General features: G+C 41.8%; 17 protein-coding genes. 9 read left to right on the plus strand and 8 right to left on the minus strand.

All coding sequences use genetic code 11. The annotated features are described in order from the left end of the window. Nucleotides 1–23: 23 nt before the first annotated feature. The 5 genes from dxs to LEP1GSC185_RS16515 all read left to right on the plus strand — a co-directional run bounded on the left by dxs (nucleotide 24) and on the right by LEP1GSC185_RS16515 (nucleotide 5,179). Nucleotides 24–1,937: a 1-deoxy-D-xylulose-5-phosphate synthase gene (gene dxs / locus LEP1GSC185_RS16495; protein ID WP_008597165.1), complete on the plus strand. Its 1,914-nt coding sequence runs from the start codon at nucleotides 24–26 to the stop codon at nucleotides 1,935–1,937. A gap of 47 nt (nucleotides 1,938–1,984) precedes the next feature. Then, the gene (locus tag LEP1GSC185_RS16500; RefSeq protein WP_008592720.1) at nucleotides 1,985–2,455 is read left to right on the plus strand and encodes a tetratricopeptide repeat protein; all 471 of its coding nucleotides are present in this window, start codon (nucleotides 1,985–1,987) and stop codon (nucleotides 2,453–2,455) included. Nucleotides 2,456–2,457: 2 nt separating this feature from the next. Then, nucleotides 2,458–3,078 (plus strand): GNAT family N-acetyltransferase, encoded by a 621-nt coding sequence (locus LEP1GSC185_RS16505; RefSeq protein WP_008592774.1) that lies wholly within the window; start codon nucleotides 2,458–2,460, stop codon nucleotides 3,076–3,078. 98 nt (nucleotides 3,079–3,176) lie between these two features. Beyond that, nucleotides 3,177–4,121, plus strand: a complete 945-nt coding sequence (locus LEP1GSC185_RS16510; RefSeq protein WP_008592654.1) for an alpha/beta hydrolase — start codon at nucleotides 3,177–3,179, stop codon at nucleotides 4,119–4,121. Then, complete coding sequence (locus tag LEP1GSC185_RS16515; RefSeq protein WP_008592563.1) at nucleotides 4,118–5,179, plus strand: alcohol dehydrogenase; 1,062 nt, start codon at nucleotides 4,118–4,120, stop codon at nucleotides 5,177–5,179. The genes LEP1GSC185_RS16510 and LEP1GSC185_RS16515 overlap by 4 nt, the downstream gene beginning before the upstream one ends. 1 nt (nucleotide 5,180) lies before the next feature. Here the strand turns inward: LEP1GSC185_RS16515 and LEP1GSC185_RS16520 are convergent, their stop codons facing one another. Continuing rightward, a complete protein-coding gene (locus tag LEP1GSC185_RS16520; protein WP_008592327.1) occupies nucleotides 5,181–5,675 on the minus strand; it encodes a hypothetical protein in 495 nt (164 codons plus the stop codon). Then, nucleotides 5,675–6,007: a hypothetical protein gene (locus LEP1GSC185_RS20220; RefSeq protein WP_232298458.1), complete on the minus strand. Its 333-nt coding sequence runs from the start codon at nucleotides 6,005–6,007 to the stop codon at nucleotides 5,675–5,677. The genes LEP1GSC185_RS16520 and LEP1GSC185_RS20220 overlap by 1 nt, the downstream gene beginning before the upstream one ends. 313 nt (nucleotides 6,008–6,320) lie before the next feature. Between LEP1GSC185_RS20220 and LEP1GSC185_RS16530 the strand changes: the two genes are divergently transcribed. Then, a complete protein-coding gene (locus tag LEP1GSC185_RS16530) occupies nucleotides 6,321–7,007 on the plus strand; it encodes a hypothetical protein (protein ID WP_008592254.1) in 687 nt (228 codons plus the stop codon). Between the two features lie 393 nt (nucleotides 7,008–7,400). Next, nucleotides 7,401–8,279, plus strand: coding sequence for an SDR family oxidoreductase (locus LEP1GSC185_RS16535; protein ID WP_008592454.1), 879 nt, complete (start codon nucleotides 7,401–7,403; stop codon nucleotides 8,277–8,279). Here the strand turns inward: LEP1GSC185_RS16535 and LEP1GSC185_RS16540 are convergent. Then, nucleotides 8,276–10,810 carry a Crp/Fnr family transcriptional regulator gene (locus tag LEP1GSC185_RS16540; RefSeq protein ID WP_008592386.1) on the minus strand — a complete coding sequence of 845 codons (2,535 nt, stop codon included), beginning with the start codon at nucleotides 10,808–10,810 and terminating at the stop codon, nucleotides 8,276–8,278. The genes LEP1GSC185_RS16535 and LEP1GSC185_RS16540 overlap by 4 nt on opposite strands. Nucleotides 10,811–10,986: 176 nt before the next feature. Here LEP1GSC185_RS16540 and LEP1GSC185_RS16545 point away from each other — a divergent pair, with 176 nt between their 5' ends. Continuing rightward, nucleotides 10,987–12,123, plus strand: a complete 1,137-nt coding sequence (locus tag LEP1GSC185_RS16545; protein ID WP_008592722.1) for a DUF1343 domain-containing protein — start codon at nucleotides 10,987–10,989, stop codon at nucleotides 12,121–12,123. A 37-nt stretch (nucleotides 12,124–12,160) separates the two neighbouring features. Here the strand turns inward: LEP1GSC185_RS16545 and LEP1GSC185_RS16550 are convergent, their stop codons facing one another. After that, nucleotides 12,161–12,397 (minus strand): hypothetical protein, encoded by a 237-nt coding sequence (locus tag LEP1GSC185_RS16550; RefSeq protein ID WP_008592892.1) that lies wholly within the window; start codon nucleotides 12,395–12,397, stop codon nucleotides 12,161–12,163. A 6-nt stretch (nucleotides 12,398–12,403) separates the two neighbouring features. Next, entirely contained in the window at nucleotides 12,404–12,997 is a 594-nt protein-coding gene (locus LEP1GSC185_RS16555) for a hypothetical protein (protein ID WP_008592951.1), read from the minus strand. A gap of 127 nt (nucleotides 12,998–13,124) precedes the next feature. Between LEP1GSC185_RS16555 and LEP1GSC185_RS16560 the strand changes: the two genes are divergently transcribed. Further along, nucleotides 13,125–13,751, plus strand: a complete 627-nt coding sequence (locus LEP1GSC185_RS16560) for a CDGSH iron-sulfur domain-containing protein (RefSeq protein WP_008592935.1) — start codon at nucleotides 13,125–13,127, stop codon at nucleotides 13,749–13,751. Between the two features lie 172 nt (nucleotides 13,752–13,923). On the opposite strand, the gene LEP1GSC185_RS16565 is transcribed toward LEP1GSC185_RS16560, so the two are convergent. From LEP1GSC185_RS16565 to LEP1GSC185_RS16575, 3 genes are all read right to left on the minus strand, one after another. After that, the gene (locus tag LEP1GSC185_RS16565; RefSeq protein ID WP_008592919.1) at nucleotides 13,924–14,736 is read right to left on the minus strand and encodes a hypothetical protein; all 813 of its coding nucleotides are present in this window, start codon (nucleotides 14,734–14,736) and stop codon (nucleotides 13,924–13,926) included. A 232-nt stretch (nucleotides 14,737–14,968) separates the two neighbouring features. After that, a complete protein-coding gene (locus LEP1GSC185_RS16570) occupies nucleotides 14,969–16,429 on the minus strand; it encodes a bifunctional ADP-dependent NAD(P)H-hydrate dehydratase/NAD(P)H-hydrate epimerase (RefSeq protein ID WP_008592370.1) in 1,461 nt (486 codons plus the stop codon). Between the two features lies 1 nt (nucleotide 16,430). Beyond that, on the minus strand, nucleotides 16,431–17,558 hold the full coding sequence (locus LEP1GSC185_RS16575; RefSeq protein WP_008592099.1) for an LIC_12708 family protein: 1,128 nt from the start codon (nucleotides 17,556–17,558) through the stop codon (nucleotides 16,431–16,433). Nucleotides 17,559–17,720: the final 162 nt, after the last annotated feature.

Consider the following 17,720-nt stretch of genomic DNA (forward strand, 5'->3'; position numbering starts at 1 on the left):
GACCGTTAAAGACTTAAATATTTATGCAACAGGAATATTCGTTATTGAACGGGATCCGCCTTCCGGCGGATCTCAGAAAATTGCCCCTCGAGGAACTCCCTAAACTCTGTTTCGAGATCCGAAATTATATCATCGATACTCTCTCCGGGATCGGAGGGCATTTCGCAAGTAACCTGGGAGTCGTAGAACTTACCGTAGCGTTACATTACGTTTTTGAAACTCCAAATGATAGGCTGATTTGGGATGTAGGACATCAAACATATCCGCACAAGATCCTAACCGGCAGAAGAGAAAAACTTTCCACTGTCCGTAAATTTAAGGGACTTTCCGGATTTCCTAAAAGAGAAGAGTCAGTCTACGATCTATATAATACAGGCCATGCAGGCACTTCTATTTCCCAAGCTTTGGGAGAGGCCGTGGCCCGAGATCTTACCGGAAAAAATTATTCAGTCGCAGCAATTATCGGAGACGCATCTATCGCTACTGGGATGGCGTTGGAAGCTATGAACCATGCAGGACACCTTAAAAAAGATCTGCTCGTGGTCCTAAACGACAATTATATGTCCATTTCCAAGAATGTCGGATCCATTTCGAACTATCTGAATAATATCATCAGCTCTCATTTTTATCTGAACTGGAAAAGGATATTTTATACTTTCCTAAAATGGTTTCCAATCGTCGGGCCAGCGATGGAGAGCTTTTTCAAGAGGGTAGAAAAAGGATTCAAGGACGTTTTTACTCCGGGCGGTCTATTCGAAGATTTAGGTTTTATTTATATAGGACCGGAAGACGGTCACGATGTGGTTCGTCTAGTCAAGATGCTCAGAAAGATCAAGACCATGAAAGGACCTGTTCTTTTCCATACGATCACTCAAAAGGGGAAAGGTTATATTCCGGCTGAAAAAGACCCGATCAAATACCATGGAGTGACCCCTTTCCGTAAAGAAGACGGAGCTATGGACTCAGGAGATTCTTCTAAAATTTCTTACTCTAAGATTGTGGGTAAGGTGCTTTCTGATCTTACGGAAAAAAATCCGCGCATTGCGGCGATCACTCCTGCGATGATAGAAGGTTCCGGACTCGGGGAATACGTTTCTAAATTCCCGGATCATGTTTACGATGTCGGAATTGCAGAGCAGCATTCGGTCGCTTTTGCGGGTGCAATGACTAACGGGGATGTCATCCCTTATATGTGCATTTATTCCACCTTCTTGACTAGAGGGATGGACCAATTGGTGGAAGATGTTTCTCTCATGAACCTTCCTGTCCGTTTTGTGATTGATAGGGCAGGCTGCGTTGGTCCTGACGGAGAGACCCACCAAGGATTGTTCGATCTAAGTTATCTTCTGTCCTTGCCGAATATGGATGTGTTTGTACCTTCTTCCGGACAGGATCTGGTTGATTCGCTTAAGTATATGGAGCATTATGATAAGTCTCCGATCGCGATCCGATTCCCTAAGGCAAATGTGGAACTCTCCGGTCTAGATTTTGTAGGAGAAAAGGATCTAAAACCCGGAAGTTTTAGGGTATTGCAAAGAGGATCGGATATCGCACTTCTATCCATCGGATCCATGTTGGAAGAAGCCAAGAAGACTGCCAGTCTATTGGAGCAAGAAGGTTATTCGGTCACTTTGATCGATCTTGTGTGGTTGAGACCGCTCGGCAAAGACGCTTTGGACGATGAACTTTCTCATGTACGTCATTTTGCGATCCTGGACGAGAGTTATTTAGATGGAGGAGCTTCCGGGTATCTTCTGAACAGGATCTCGCCGGAGTATTTAGGACGGTTTATCAAAACTTTCGCGTTCCCTTCCGAGGTAATTCATCACGGAGAGAGAAAGGAAATTTTTGCCGAATACGGTTTGGACGCTCAGAGTATTTTTAAGTTTCTTCGGGAAAACGTAAAGAAGGAAGTCCTACACGGAAAACGGAATTAAGCTATTTCAATAGGCGTCCGAAAATAAAAATAAAAACGGGTAGATAATTGGAAAACCTGACGCCTGAAGACAAGCTAGAAGCATCTAAATTTTTCTATAGAACCGGCGATTTGGATCGTGCGGAATTCCTGCTGAAATCCTCATTGGAAGATTCCGAAAGCCATGAGACCTATTTTTTTCTGGGTCTGATCGAAAACCAAAGAAACAATTGGAAAAAAGGTCTGTACTATTTCTACCGTTCCGTAGAAGTAAATCCTGAATACGGAAATCCATGCAACGAGATCGGAATTCTTCTTCTTCGTATGGGAAGAGAAAGAGAATCCGTTTTCTGGCTAAAAAAGTCGCTCCGTTGCACTTTGAACGACGCTCCTCATATTTCTCTTTTTAATTTGGCTACACTTTACAAGATCTGGAATCGTCCGGAAAGGTCTTTGCAGTATCTGCATAAAGCAATCGTAATGAAGCCAGATTTTGAAGAGGCAAAACGTTTGAGAGAAGAGTTGAATTCGGCAATCTAAGAATGTCTAACGAACCGATTATTATTCGTCCTGCCAGGCCGGAAGACGCGGCCGCAGCTGTTCCTTTAATCTATAGTTCCGGGCCTGCTGCCTGGGACTATGTTTTCAACGAAGGAAAAATTTCCGCTCAGGACTTTCTGACAAAGTCATTCCAAGGAACCAAGAACACGTTCAGCTATAAGAATCATTATTTGGCTGAAAAGAACGGCGAAGTTGTAGGAAGTATCGTTATATTCCGCCCCGAGAATTTTTTCTTTCAGAACGCTGCGACTGCAGGAAATATTTTTCGTATCTACAAATTCAGAGCGCCCAAGGTCGCAATCCGTGGATTAAGTATGGAAGGAATGATCCAACCTCCTAAATCGGGCAGGTTGTATTTGGGGCATATCGCCGTTCCTGATAAAGAAAGAAGGCAAGGGATAGCCGAGAAGTTGATCAGATTTGGAATTTCGACTTTCCCGGGTTACGACAAAATTTCACTGGATGTTTCTCAAGAGAATCCGAACGCGCAAGGTCTGTATAAAAAATTAGGTTTCGAGATCGTAGAGGCCAGGAATTTTTCCGGGCCAAAAGGTTTAGTTCCTAATCATTATTATATGGAAGCAAATCGTTCCTCCTTCTAAACTTCCTATTTATACTTTCCCGATCTATAAACTGGAACGACAAATCGTCCGATCTATAATATTCTTTTCTTCCTTACTCATTCTAAAGGGAGAAAAGAATGGAATTTGCTCCGGAGATGTTGGAATACGCAAATCTGATTTCCTCTAAAGGACTCACAGGTTTTACCCAAGGAACTATCCAGGAAAGAAGGGACGGTTATTCCGCAATCGGAGAACTTTTGGGAGAAGGCCCGCTTTTGCGGGAAGTCCAGGACATCCGGATCCCTTCTAAAGGTGGAGACGTATTCATAAAAAATTATATTCCAAAAACGGAACCTAAATCCAAGATCCTCTACTTCCATGGAGGAGGGTGGGTAGTCGGAAGATTAAAAGATTTCGATCCATTTGCGCGCAAACTCTCCGAGGCTACTTCCAGTATCGTTTCTCTTGTCGATTATAGACTGGCTCCAGAATATCCGTATCCTATTCCATTAGAAGATGCTTATGCTTCTTTAGAATGGATCGATTCTCAAAAGGAGAATATCTGGAAAGATCTTCCTTTGGTGGTAGGAGGTGACAGTGCTGGAGGAAATTTGGCCGCTTCTACCATTTTGAGAGCTAAAGAAACATACGGTCCAAAGATAGATCTACAGATCCTGATCTATCCGGTCACGGAGGCGATTTGTGATACCGATTCATATAAAGAATTCGAATTAGGTCCCGGTCTTACCAAAAAAGATATGGAATGGTTTATCGATCAATACTTGCCTGATCGCCACACAAGGTCCGATCGCCAAGCCTCTCCCTTATACCAAACTGATTGGAAGGATCTTCCTCCTGCGATAGTGTTTATAGCTGACATCGATCCTCTAAGAGATGATGGGAAACTATATGCAGAAAAATTAAAGGAAGCAGGAGTTCCTGTTTTATTCAAAGAATTCAAGGGTTATACACATGGATTTTTTACCAAGGTGAATCTTCTAAAGGCTCCTGAAGAAGGACTGAAAATGATCTCAGAAGAAATGGATCGTGTATTCAAACGAAAGGAGGTCTTACGTAAATGAAAAGTATTAGATTAGTAGAATTCGGCTCCTCTTTAGAATTGGAAGAAAAACAAGACCCGGAACCGAAAGACTCGCAAGTATTATTAGAAGTTATCTCCTGTGGGGTCTGTCATTCGGACCTACATTTAAGGGACGGTTATTATAAAATAGGCGGAGAAGAAAAATTATTCGTAAAGGACAGAGGAGTCAAACTCCCTCTAACTCCCGGTCACGAAGTTGTAGGCAAGGTTATAAAAGTCGGATCTAACGTCCATTCCGTATCGGTAGGAGAAACTAAGTTAGTCTATCCTTGGATTGGCTGCGGTTCTTGCGAAGAATGTGTATCCGGAAATCCTCAACTTTGTTCCTCCCCTAGATCGTTAGGTATCTACCAGGATGGAGGTTATTCGGATCGGATACTGGTCCCGGACGAAAAATGGCTTTTGGATATTTACGATCTTTCTCCTGAATATGCTTGTTCTTATGCATGCGCAGGACTCACCGCTTACGGCGCACTGAAAAAAGCGCTCCCACTTAAGAAAACGGATACTTTGCTGATCATTGGAGCAGGCGGACTTGGAATGTTCGCTTCTCAATTGGTTCCACTACTGACGGATGCGAAAGTTATCTTTTTGGATCTGGACGAGTCTCGTTTGGATAAGTTAAAAGAACTCGGATTTTATACTGTTCCTTCTTCACATTCTGATGCCGCTTCAGAAGTGAAAAAGATCTCAGGTCCTTTAGGGGTTTCCGCGGTCATCGATTTTGTAAATAATAGTACCACTTCTTCATTTGGATTTTCTCTTTTGAAAAAGAATGGGACATTAATTGGAGTCGGCCTTTTCGGCGGCGAGTTAAAGATCCCGACCCCAATTCTTTCTCTCCGAAGTTTAACAGTTCGTGGGAGTTACACAGGTTCTCCGGGAGAGTTAAAGGAGCTGCTAAAACTTGCGTCTGAAAAAAAACTACCTCCTGTTCCGGTCCAGATCAGGAATTTGAAAGATGCGGATTCCGCTTTGAACGATCTATCTTCCGGTAAAGTATTGGGTAGATTGGTGCTGTCCGGAAAATCAGTATAATCTATTTTTGGAATTCTTTCGGAAGAGAAACATTCGGATGTTCTCCAGTTTCCAAGATCGGGACCTCTCGGTTTTGGAATACGAGTTTTAATCCTTGTGGAGATTCGGATAAGTATTCGCTCAATATAGAAGAGACATTTCTTGCAATCTTATACTTTAAAAAAAGATGATCCTTTTTTCTGGCGAATAATTCACCTTCCGAATCTGCTGCAATCTGCAAAGAGGATAAAGGCAATTCTTCTCCAGAGTCGCTTAAAAAATAAAATTCTCCATCCTTATCCCAAATCCTGATCAAGTTCAAAGGATAACCGAATAGTTCCAAATATCCGTTTTCGGAAAATTCCCCATATTGGTTGTCTATATAGATACCGTCTTCGGCTTCTTTTAAGTTCTTACGGAAATATTCCAGAATATCTTTTTGTTCGATCTTTGCTTCGCGGAATATCCAGTCTCCGTTAGGCAAAACCTTGATTTCGCTATCTAGACGCCTTGCCATTATTCTTCTTCCCTTTCTCTATAACGGAATGCGACTCCTTCCAAAACTTTTGCATCCTTCGCGATCTCGGCCATGCTGGTTGTGTAACCTTCGGTAGTGCCGGTTTGGAAAATAGTAGGAGGAACAGGAACCGTTCCTATATTTGCGAGATACATTCCGTCCATACCTCTATCAAAAAGTTCTTTCTTAATTTTTTCGTAATAGAACTTTTCTATCCTACCATCCCCGAAGTTCCTAACGATCACTCTTCCGTAAGTTTTGTAATTCCTGCGCTTGGGTGGATGTTTTAGTATCTCTATTTGCTCCCAACCCGGCTTATGAGAAACGAGCACAGTTTCTTTCTGGCTTCCCTCCTGGACAAATTCCACCGAAAAGCAGGAAACTAAGGTTAGGCAAGATAGCGCCAGGAGCCCCTTCCAAAACTGAATATTTATTCCGGGCCTAGAGCTAGTTAAAATGGGGAGAATTGCCATTCCTCCCCATTCAAGAAGCGCACATTCCGTGGACAAGCGGTTTTTTTGCATAGCCAAAAGAGGGCTTTTCAGACTTGGATTTTTTTTATATACTCTCCCCGGATACCCGGTAAATTCTCGCGAAATTCGGAACCTCGTTTAAGCTGGTTCCTCCGGGCCACCGAAAACTCGTATGGAAGACATAGATCTCAAAAAACGCGCGAGAGAAAACGTTTTAAAAATAGGGTATTGTACTCTGGACGAGCTGGAAGAGAAGGTGAAAGCCTTTCGGGTGATGAACCAGAATGCCGCGAAGAAAAGATACCTTATTACTAGAGAACCTATTTCAGATTCATCCGGAAAAATTTTGGTTCCGAAAGCTGCAGAGATAGATATTTCCACGGCAAAATTACTCAGACGTCATTTTAAACCGACCAGCGAATTCAAAACTTTCCAACCTGACGAAGGGATTGTTATTATCTCCGACATGACTTCCGCAGAAGGTGTTTCCTTCACCATGGACATTGTGACCCAGATCATGAACCTGGGCGGTGGAGCTTACGAAGGATTTATAGATCGAGTGGATAGTTTCGGAGACTTTATCAATCTACTTAAAAAGTCTTTATTTCCAAGACTGATCATTATTGGTTATATGCCTCAAGATAAGATCCAGGGTGAGTTATTAAATTTCGTTCGGGTGAAACGAGTCGATAACTATCTAAGAGCCATGGAGCTGACTCACACCGCATTCAAACCTCAGGCTTATTTTCCTAAGATCCGTCAGATCGAAATTTCTCAAGAAGATCCTAAGTCTTGGGGACGTTTTGTCGTAGAGATCGTAAGAGAATACACTAGACCTTATTTGTTAGAAGAAGTTTAAACTTTTAAAATCCACGCGATGTTGGAGTTCCAACAAAAGGTGGGGCGGCTCTCGCTTCGCGAGACCAGGCTACTACGGGTTCGCGCATTCGCGCTCATCCGGCAAGCCGGACTGGCGCCCTTCGTATCCCTTCCGCAGCGACCCATAGGGAGCGAGGAAACGACCGCGTAAGCGAGTCGGTGCCGAAGGCCAAACGAGTGAATCGCTTTAATCAAAACCAATGGACTTAATCGAAAACCTAGCTTAACTCAATATCATATATTTAACCGCAGTGAAAAGCCTCTGAGACCACGGAGCACACAGAGTTGAGAAAAATAACTTGTAACTTTTATTGTTTCAAGTAGTCTAAGAATATAAATCTAAGGTAGACCAAAAACAGGTTTAAGGACCCGAATGAGCACAATATCCGAAACAGTACTCGTGACCGGAGCTTCCGGCCATATGGGAAGAATTGTCCTAGAAGAATTATTAAAAAGAGGCCATAACAAGATCATTGCGACAACTCGAAAGCCTGAGTCTCTCGAAGACTTTGCAAAAAGGGGAGTTATAGTTCGAAAGGCAAGTTTTGACCATCCAACAAGTCTTGCCGCTGCATTTGCGGGCGCGGATCGGATCTTGATTATCAGCACCGACAATATCGGAAATCGTATCCCAGAACATAGCGCCGCAGTAGATGCAGCGGTAAAAGTGGGAGCAAAACGGATTCTTTACACTTCTCTCACCAAGGCAGACGAGGTCCCGGTCACATTCGCTTTCGAACATGAAGGAACAGAAGAGAAGATCAAACAAAGCGGTCTTGCGTACACAATTCTTCGAAATAATCTATATTCAGATTATCTAATACCTAAGATCCAACATGCAGTAACAAGCGGTTCGATTTACGGTTCCGGGGGAGAAGGTGCCTGCGCCTATATTTCCAGAACGGACTGTGCAAAAGCGGCCGCAGCCGCTTTACTTTCCAATATCTCTGAAAATCAAATTTTAGAGATCAGCGGGCCAAAGGCTTGGACATACTCGGAACTTGCAAAATTCGTTTCCGAGTTAACTGGCGTATCCGTTTCCTATGTGGACATTCCTGCAGAAGAACTTTCTAAGGCCTTGGTCGGAGCGGGAGTTCCGAAGCCTATGGCGGATGCTCTGGCTTCTTTCGATGTGTCTATTCGAGAAGGTTATCTAAAAGATGTAAGTTCAGCTGTAAAAGATCTGACTGGAGAATCCCTTCAGGATGTGACTGCACTACTGAAAGAGAACAAATCTATTTTAGTCTCTTAAACTCGATAGAATTCCATATTTTCGCGTAAAGGGTCCGGAAGACTTCCTAACGCGTTGATGTACTTCTTGTATCTGTTTTCCAACTCGGTAAACTTACGGGTGCGAATATTGACGAACCTGTTGTTGATCTCGCCAAATGCAGGCATTTTGGCGACCTTCTCTCGGATCGTTCTTGCGAAAGGAATATGACGATAGAAAATTCCTCGGACTACTCGGTTTAATCTTTGTACACCTTCCGCTTCGTATTTGATCCAAAGCTGGTAATCGTTAGCAAAAATATCTCGTTCGTTCCGGAAACGTTTGAATTCAGCGGCTAACTTTTCTTTGATCTCTATGGAAAGATCTTTGTTCTTTTTGTAGAACTGAACATAGTCCATATAGTCCGCAGTGATGGACGGATTTCCCACGTTATTCCACTCAGGTCCTAAGATCGTTTTACAAAGTTCCCAACGGAATGCGGCAAACGCATCTATCAAAAGTGATTTGAGATCACCTTGTACAAAAATCGGAAGAACGATCCTACCTCTACTCTCTTTAGAGCCGGAACCTCTGTGGATAGAAAGCTCCTGCCACATCATGATCTTACTACCGATGGAAGGAACAATTACGAAGTCCGGAACGATCGCTCTTTGAACGAACTCCTTATTAATCCCCATCTCGGGATTATTATAGATCACTTCTCGATTGAATACGGAGAAGTCTACTGCCATGATATCGTGGATCGTATCAGTAAGCATCTTTTTGGTTACGTATGCTTTGCCCAGAGGGATTTGAGAATGATACTTTGTGAGGATTGGCAAGTAGGTTGCCAAGGAACCTGTAGTGAGTCGAACGTTTGCCTCATACATAGCGCCGAATTCGAATTTTAATCTGGCTTCGGGATTGTCTATGTCCGGAGGAAGGTCAGATTCTTTTTTGAATACAGCGTTTCGGTTGTCCATCTTGACTTTGTCGAAGAAGTTTTGGCCGAGCTCATCCAACGAAGTAGGGCATTCTCTTTTATAAATTTTTTCCAGCCATTCCGTTCCGTAATGGATAGGAATATCGGAAACAGAAGTGATCGCGTCCTTGAATGTGGACATGAACACTAATTGGGAATCATCGAGCATAGTTTCGTCGAAGAATCCGTATTTCAACATCAGGTCCACGGGTTTTGGGACATTCTTTCCTGAGTTGACGTATTTTTGGAAACATGCAGCGTAAATATCGAAGTAAGTTTTTGTAATAGACCTTCTTAATTTACGAGTATCGTTGTCCGAATCCAATGGGTTCTTTAATGACTTGAGTTTTACCATCATCGCGGAAAACTCTTTGATCGCATCTCCTCCCATGCCGGAGAATTGGATGATCGTAGATGCAGAGTTTGCCAATTCTTTTCGAATTGCGGTCGCATCCGCAGAACCATCCACAGAAATTCCACTTCCGTTCGATGCTGCTTTTGCGGTCGGATTGGAAGCCTCGAATTTTTTGGCAAGGCCGACGGTCTTTTCTATAAACGGTTTAATATTAGGAGAAGGTCCTGGGATTGCAGAACCGAAAATTGCCTGATGGCCAGCAAGAGCCCTTTCTATTTTTTGGGAGACTACTTGTAAAATAGGGACTACAAACTCGGGAGGAGCAGTTGCGTAACCGTTTGCCGCCATGTCTAGAATGAGGAAATATTTTTCGGTGAGGCTTTCCACGCCACCTAAAAGGAGGGAGAAGTTTTCATCCAACTCTTCTAATATACTTTTTGCATTTTCGGTAATATTATTCTGCACTCTTCCGAGTTTATCGCAGACATAGGAAACCATGCTTGGATCAGGAGCGAATAATTGTGCGAGAAGATTCGGGTCCGCTAAAATGATCTTACGGACAAAATTGAATTCTCCGTCTTGGAATTCTATTTCTTCGGGATAATATTTTACCAGAAGCTGCGAATGATCTTCTTCCACATAATTTGCGGTCGGTCTTTCGGGAAGGATCCCGCCATTATCGAAATAATGTTTTAAATTTTCACGAGCAAGTCTTAAGACAGGGTCCACAATTTCAGAACTTGGATCCGCAATAGGTTGCCCAGGTTTGATATCCGGAAAAACACTCGGGTTGAATTGATAGTATAGAAGAGAAAGATTATCGTTTGTCTTTCCCATATCCGAAGCGATCTTTCTGAGCTGGTTCACTCTTTTGAAAGATTCGGTGATCTCTCTTAAGAGGGAACGACCCACCATGATCCCCAAAGAACTTCTGGCAGCGAGAGAACGACCCACGGTAGACTGGGACATAACATATGTGGAGAGCACGCAATCTTGTTCAGCAACAATTGTGAAAGGATAACGTCCGCTGCCGAAAAGTGCGGATGCGCCTGGAGTCAAATTGGAACCCGAAATTTTGAACAACTCCAGTTTTCTGCCGCCGGGCGCTTCTACCAAATAACGCAATGCTCCACTATGCAATACGTTGAGGGAATTCGCGGCGCTTCCTTCCGGAAATAAAACCGTTCCGGCTTTGACTGTTACTTTTTGATTTGGTACGCTTGTATCTAATGCCATACGATCGCTGTTGGGGCAAATTAAGAAGAAAACTATCCTTCCCTAAGAATGGAAACTCTTTTTTAGAGGATTCTCTAAAAAGGACCTTGCGGATGAGGCAAAAGATTTCCAAGAAGAAGGCGGCAATATAGTCCTGCTTGACTCCTGAACTTTCCCGGAAATAACCTCTTTAGAAAATGAAAAAAAGCAAAATTCTCTCCGATGCAAAATCTATCGGAATGCTTACCAATCAGAGCGCATATGGTTGGAGAGGCGACTATCATTTCAGGGTCATACAGAAAGAATACGGACTCAAGAAACTATTTTTGCCTGAGCATGGATTATTTGCAGAGCTACAAGATCAGGTCTCGGGAAACGGACTCATCTACGACTTAGGAGAAACCGAAGTCCTGAATTTGTACGGAGATACCGAACAAAGTCTCGCTCCCGCAGAGGAAGTTTTATCCGACCTGGACGCATTGATCATAGATATCAGAGATGTAGGCGCTCGCTATTATACATTTTTGACTACTGCTTTGTATGCGATGCAAGCGGCAGATCGACTTGCTAAAAAAGGAAAACCAAAACCTCGCATCTTAGTCTCGAACGCAAAAAATCCCGCAGGCTCCAAGATAGAAGGTTCTCCCTTGGAAAAAAAATTTTCATCATTCGTAGGTGTGGAAGGTACGCTGCACCGACATGGTCTCTCCGCCGCGGGCCTTTTAGAATACTATAAGGATAAATTTAATCTGGATCTGGAACTTTATCGATTGGATCTATATTCCAAAAGAAGTTCCGAATTTTTATGGGTACCGCCATCTCCTAATATTCCTGCTCAAACAACATGTTACGTATACACTGGACTTTGTCTTTTAGAAGGGACAAATCTTTCGGAAGGAAGAGGGACTACTCGACCGTTTGAAACGTTCGGTGCGCCTTATATCAACGATCTAGACAGATCACTTTTGGAAAAACTGCAAGAAAAGCAAAAAGGGATTTTTAGGCTCAGGCCTTTGAAGTTTATTCCAACATTTCATAAACATGCAGGAAAAGTTTGCGGAGGTTACCAAATCCTATTGGATAAACCTAAAAAATTCCATAGCTTATTATTCGGATTACTTCTTATCCGCACTCTCAGAGAATTTTATCCGGACCAGTTTGAATTCCTACAAGGACCTTATGAATTTAGATCGGATCTGCCCGCGATCCAACTTTTGGTAGGAGACCAGTATTTATTGGACTATCTGGATGGAAAAAGGTCTTATTCGGAAATACAAGATTATCTGGAAGACGCGGAAAGAAAATGGAAGAAGGTCACGAAGAATTTTAACTGAAAGAAGAATGCGTTGTAGGAATTCCTACAACGTTTAGTCAAACCGGAAGCCTAGAAAATTCTGCCTTTAATTTTTGCAAATCTCCCAAAAGATCGTTAGGCGCAGGACGGATATTTTTTGCCAACTGAAGGGCGTTTTCGATCAGATCTAATATCAGCTTTTTCTCGGTTGTAGCCCTGATCTTAGGCATATGGCTCCAATCCTTTTTGAATAGGGAAGCTTTTTCATCTACGATGGCGACTATTTTGTTTAATGCTTGGATCTCTTCGTTCATAATGTCTCAAAAATTAGGAATTTCTAATGAAATGTTTTCGTCTTTCCGCAGAATTTCCGCATGAAAGGATCTTTTCTTTCCGCCTTGGAATACATTAGTAATATTATTCAAAATTGATTTTTCTTGTGTTTTACAATCAGGAGGAAAATTAGCGAGAAGCCGAGAGGAAATTTCGTACCGGAAAAAATTCGTACTTCCGGGAGCTAAATTTTTGGACTCTAAGGCCCAAGAATCTTCTAAACAATTCAGATCACCGCTTTTTATATAAACTCGTATCTTATCTTCCGTATTCGGAAATGATAAATTTTCCGTTCCCTTATTTTTCAAAAAAAGAAAGAAGATGGGAAAGTCCTTTGAATTCTCTTTACTGGAAGAAAGTCTATAACTCACAAAACCCGAAGAAATTTCTTTAGATTCCGTTTGGCCTGAAAAAGCGAGAGGATTCAAAAGTTTGGCCACCACGGAAAAGATGAATAGTAATAGTATAACGTCGAAAAATAGGATCAACTTGGAACGGTTATTTGATTTGCCAGCTTCCTTACTTTTACGCAAGAAATCTTGGAATTCTTCCGGAGAGCGGGAGTGATAACCTTTACTCATTTTAGATGTTCCTAGGTCCTTTTTCCATAGATTACTTTCTCCTAGAAAAGATTGCAAGCATTCCATTGTTAATGATTCTGTTGCATTACTTGTAGAAATCGTGCATACTTAGTCCCAGGAGTTTATCATGGATATCGTAAAAGGAACAGATGCGACCATTCTTTTCGATGGTAAAAAATGTATTCATTCTAGAAATTGTGTGCTGAGTAGACCTGACGTATTCGTGCCGAATGTAGAAGGGGACTGGATCTATCCGGACAAAGCAAGTGTGGAAGAGATAAAATCTTTAGCTTTGAATTGTCCATCGGGTGCGATCCGTTTTGAGTCGAATGATCCTTCTTTCAAAGAAACTGCTCCACCTGTCAATGTTCTGAGAGTGAGAGAGAATGGGCCTCTTGCGATCCATGCCGATATTGAGTTAGAAGGTGTAGAAAAACAATATAGACTCACACTTTGCAGATGCGGAGCTTCTACTCATAAACCATTTTGTGACGCAACCCATGTGAGCGTAGGATTTACTGCAACTGGGGAACCTGCTGTCAATGAGTCCGATCCTTTGCCTGTTCGGAATGGAATTTTAAAAATAGACCCCACTAAAAACGGTCCTTTGAAAGTGAGCGGAAACTTAGAAATTTGTTCTGGGACTGGAAAGGTAACAAATAGAACCACCGAAACATATCTTTGTCGCTGCGGTGGTTCTTCAAATAAGCCTTATTGCGATGGGACTCATCGCAAGATCAAATTTAGATCGTAGCTACCTATTATTTATAGATTACACATTTCCTTAAGCTTGTTCAAATTTTCCTTTTTGATCGACCTACATTCTTTTCTGTTTATGTCTTCGACAAAGATTTAAACGCCAATCCAAGCGGGGGCAGGTGCTAGTCATCAACTTGGATTGACTTTTAAATTCTAATCAAAATGAATTAAGGTTTCGTACACTGATATAATTTTCCGCGAGCACAACATTTTTTATTAGGAGAAGAATCCGAGCTGGTTTGTGTGCATTCGTTTTCATTAGCCGTACATACACCTGCTGTTGTTGGGAATACCGCTGTGGCGGGTGATTTTTTTAGAGTAAACTGAGTTCCAGAATCTTGTCCTGTAGAGGAACCGAAGCAATATCCTGTGATTAAGTTATTTAAACCTTTAAAATAAAGTAAAACCCAAGCCTTTCCGCCACTACTTTGTATTTCGGTAGCGCAATCCTGAGGAGAATTGAGATATCCTAGTAAATATCCGATACCAGTATATGCCTTTCCCATTTCAAGAGTGGAGGTGTTTGGATTTCCACCTATATTAAAAGAATTCGGATCGACACATGCCTTTAATGCGCCTTTCTTTTCGAAAACACGTTCTGTGTAATCCACATTATCAAAATAAGATTCCCATTGTATCGGATTAGAAAGTCTTGAGTAATGCAGACAAAGTGGATAAGGTTTGTCATGGATATTGCCATGACTATCCGTCGCATGCCTTGTTCCGTTTGAAAACCAAAAAGCAATACAATTGGAATCATCTGCACAAAGTTGTTTGCAATTTGCGCCCGTTGTAACAGTATTTAGCGATTGATTTGAATTACTATATCCTGTTGGATAATCTTCACCGTCTTTTATCGTCAGGTTAGTCCATATGTAGTCGTCCGCGTCCGCAAAGGTCGGACTCGTAACCATACAAAATAGGATGAAAAGCAGAAAGCTGAAAAACAAATCCCTCGATCTCAAACCATTTTTATTCATTTATTCTCCTGCCGATTAGATGTTCTTTTTCAATTGATCTGAGCCAGGGAAACATCATCTCGGTTTTTTATTATTTGAATCAAGAGGACATTTATCTCATAGCATGAATATTTTGTCACTTTGATAATGGTGTAATTTTTTATCTAAGACGGAGAATGTCGCATTCGGTAAGCGGATTGAGAATTATAACGGTTATTTAGGTTGCTTGAGTGGAATTTTATATGAGTTTTCTCTAATGCAAGAGACTTCTGATCTTCTTGCGTATTCTGCCTGCAGTAGGATACCCTTTACATAATTCTGCACAATAAAGCAGGACACTTTGTGCAAGTCTAACCGATTCGATCATGCTTTCTCCTCTGGATAAGAAGAATGTTAGGATTCCCACAAGAAGATCACCAGTTCCCATGACAGCAAGCTTAGGTTCTTGGTACTCCCAGAAGTAAGAGTTTTCCTCAGGAGTAAATAGAATGGAAACAGGTCCTTTTAAGAGTAAATAGGTTTTCTTTTCCTTTGCCCAAACTTTTGCATCTTCCAATGCGGAGTATTGGCTTTGGTATTTTTTGCCGGAAATAGAAGACCATTCTCCCAAGTGAGGAGTTAGTATTGTGCGAGGACCTAAATGTGTTTCATCCAAATATTTGAATGCGCCCGCATCGAATACTAGAGTTGTTTCCTTGGAAAAAGATAAAGTAGGAAGATCGGAAGAAGCTAATCCAGGACCAACACAAACCACACTCGCTTTTTTTAGAAATGGATAATCAGAAGTCTTTTTAGCACTTTCTAATTGAGAGATCATGAAAGATGGATCTTTTTTAAGAACCTTTATCAAAGTATTTGCGGAAGGAGTGAGTATCTGGGAGATTCCACCCCCTAATTCTTGGAATGCGAGAGCAGAGGATAAGATTGCACCGGACATTCCTTCCGATCCGCCTATAAATACCGCTGAGCCGTTTTTATATTTGTGGGAATCCTTTGCCCTAGTAAGTTTTGAAACTAATTCTACTCTGCTTGCCCTCGGTAAAAGATATTTGGAAGTCCGGAATTCTTGTCTTAAGAAGCCAATCGGATGAAATGACTTTCTATCCTTAGGCAAAGGGTAGAAAACATTTTTGATCTTAGGAGATCCGATTTCCGCCAAAATATCCGCAGCAAATGGGATTTTTTCATCGGGAGAATAGCCGGAAATAGCATCTATACTTAGGATAAGCAAAGAATCTTTTAGTTTTTCTTTACAAGCACGGATCTCTGTGGCTGCCTTCGAAATTTCTCCGGATAATGGGCCCTTAAATCCTGTTCCTAAAAGAGAATCCACAAGAACTTCCCCCGGATTTACGAGATCGTTCCTAAATTTTTCCAAAGGGATATTTTGGATCTTCAATTCTTTCGTTAGATTTTTATAATATTTCGTCTCTTCGGAGGAATTCCCATCTTTCGAATAGATTTCTACTTGCAGACCTTCTGCGCTTAAAAATTGAGCAAGCGCATAGCCGTCTCCTCCGTTGTTTCCTGAACCGCAGAGAATGATGATCTTTTTTGCCGATCTAAAAACTTCTTCCCAGGTCTGGAAGACGGAAAGCGCCGCGAATCCCATGAGCAAAGTTCCCGAAATTTTTCGTTCTAAGATGGTTTGTTCGTCTAAGAGTTTCGCTTCTTCTTCGTTGAATAATACCTGGAAATTAGGAGATCGGCTCATTTTATTTCCATTTATGGATCTCTAAATAACCGGATCTGATCTTCATAGAGTATATCTCGTCGTTCGTATCCATCCAAGTTTCCCTCCAGAGCCCGCGAGGTGGAGGGTAGTTGAGGCGGATATTATTCACATGATTTCCGTCTTCGTCGTGGACTTGTAATCGGATAGAATTCCCTTCTTCTACTTCCGTTTCCCAGATAAAAAAGTTATCGTTGTTTAACACCCAATATAACGTTTCGGAAGGATCCTGGATCTCTTTGATCGGAGTGATCCTTTTGTCTTTGAGTTCGTATTTTAAGATCTTTCTATTTTTGAATCTTCCGGATTTGGTTTCGTAAAAGCTGAAAGAACCGAGTATATATTCTCCATCAGGATGCGAGATAAACGAATCCACGTACCAAGTATAAGCTTCTCCTTGGTTCAGAGAATCTTTGAAGTCGGAACCTTCTACCTTCTGTTTTAATTTTCCCGATTCGTCGAAAATGCTGAGTCTCATAGCTCCGTTATATCTATGAAAAACGAATAATAGATCGTTGTTCCCGGCTTCCATTCTTTCCACATAACCGAATGGAATAGAACCTCCCGCTCCATCGGCGTAGATTGTTTGGGACAGTTTTCCGGAATCGTTTATCTTTAAGATCACGGAAGGGACAGCTTCTTCCGCTTCCGTGCGAAACTCTCCGGATTTTTTGGTGTAAATGTTTTCGGCCGCTTTGTCTGACTTTACGTCTTCCTTAGAAACTCTGGATTGAACGTAAATATCATCCCCATCGGAAACGGTGACTAATCCGATCCTTCCCAATTTGATATTATATGTTTTGACTTTGTCTTGCTTTTCCTTGGAGTTTCCGATTACAAACTTCAGATCTCCGTCCGAGTTGAATGCTTTGATCAAAGATTGTTCGAAGTCCGGAACGTAAATGACCCCGGAGGCAACCGCCACCTGGTTTGGAACATTCGTCGGAACCCGATTGACTATGCTCACTTGTAATTCTTTTAAATCTTTTCCTAATTTAACTCTTCCGTATAGATAGGGATTGTAATCATCCACTCGGAATTTGGAGCAAGCTCCCATCACAAAGATAAAACATAAGAAAAAAGGAAGGTATTTTTGGTTTGCCCGGGACATTTCGTTACCATCCTTCTTTTTAGTATAAGAAAACAAGCAATTTCGTTCGTAACAAGAGGATGGCTCGGAACAGGGCGTATTTTTTACTTTACACTAGGGTTAGCCAAAAATATTTTGAATTGGTATCGGGAACCACCCATTGAATTTGTATGGGAAGCCTGA

This window comes from Leptospira licerasiae serovar Varillal str. VAR 010, assembly GCF_000244755.1.
In the GTDB taxonomy this organism is placed as follows: Bacteria; Spirochaetota; Leptospiria; order Leptospirales; family Leptospiraceae; genus Leptospira_B; species Leptospira_B licerasiae.

Coding starts and splice junctions, on each gene's coding strand:
- LEP1GSC185_RS16545 (WP_008592722.1), top strand. CDS start 10,987: ATGAAAAAAAGCAAAATTCTCTCCGATGCAAAATCTATCGGAATGCTT.
- LEP1GSC185_RS16530 (WP_008592254.1), top strand. CDS start 6,321: ATGGAAGACATAGATCTCAAAAAACGCGCGAGAGAAAACGTTTTAAAA.
- LEP1GSC185_RS16575 (WP_008592099.1), bottom strand. CDS start 17,558: ATGTCCCGGGCAAACCAAAAATACCTTCCTTTTTTCTTATGTTTTATC.
- LEP1GSC185_RS16570 (WP_008592370.1), bottom strand. CDS start 16,429: ATGAGCCGATCTCCTAATTTCCAGGTATTATTCAACGAAGAAGAAGCG.
- LEP1GSC185_RS16520 (WP_008592327.1), bottom strand. CDS start 5,675: ATGGCAAGGCGTCTAGATAGCGAAATCAAGGTTTTGCCTAACGGAGAC.
- LEP1GSC185_RS16555 (WP_008592951.1), bottom strand. CDS start 12,997: ATGAGTAAAGGTTATCACTCCCGCTCTCCGGAAGAATTCCAAGATTTC.
- LEP1GSC185_RS16560 (WP_008592935.1), top strand. CDS start 13,125: ATGGATATCGTAAAAGGAACAGATGCGACCATTCTTTTCGATGGTAAA.
- LEP1GSC185_RS16515 (WP_008592563.1), top strand. CDS start 4,118: ATGAAAAGTATTAGATTAGTAGAATTCGGCTCCTCTTTAGAATTGGAA.
- dxs (WP_008597165.1), top strand. CDS start 24: ATGCAACAGGAATATTCGTTATTGAACGGGATCCGCCTTCCGGCGGAT.
- LEP1GSC185_RS16535 (WP_008592454.1), top strand. CDS start 7,401: ATGAGCACAATATCCGAAACAGTACTCGTGACCGGAGCTTCCGGCCAT.
- LEP1GSC185_RS16505 (WP_008592774.1), top strand. CDS start 2,458: ATGTCTAACGAACCGATTATTATTCGTCCTGCCAGGCCGGAAGACGCG.
- LEP1GSC185_RS16550 (WP_008592892.1), bottom strand. CDS start 12,397: ATGAACGAAGAGATCCAAGCATTAAACAAAATAGTCGCCATCGTAGAT.
- LEP1GSC185_RS16565 (WP_008592919.1), bottom strand. CDS start 14,736: ATGAATAAAAATGGTTTGAGATCGAGGGATTTGTTTTTCAGCTTTCTG.
- LEP1GSC185_RS16540 (WP_008592386.1), bottom strand. CDS start 10,810: ATGGCATTAGATACAAGCGTACCAAATCAAAAAGTAACAGTCAAAGCC.
- LEP1GSC185_RS16510 (WP_008592654.1), top strand. CDS start 3,177: ATGGAATTTGCTCCGGAGATGTTGGAATACGCAAATCTGATTTCCTCT.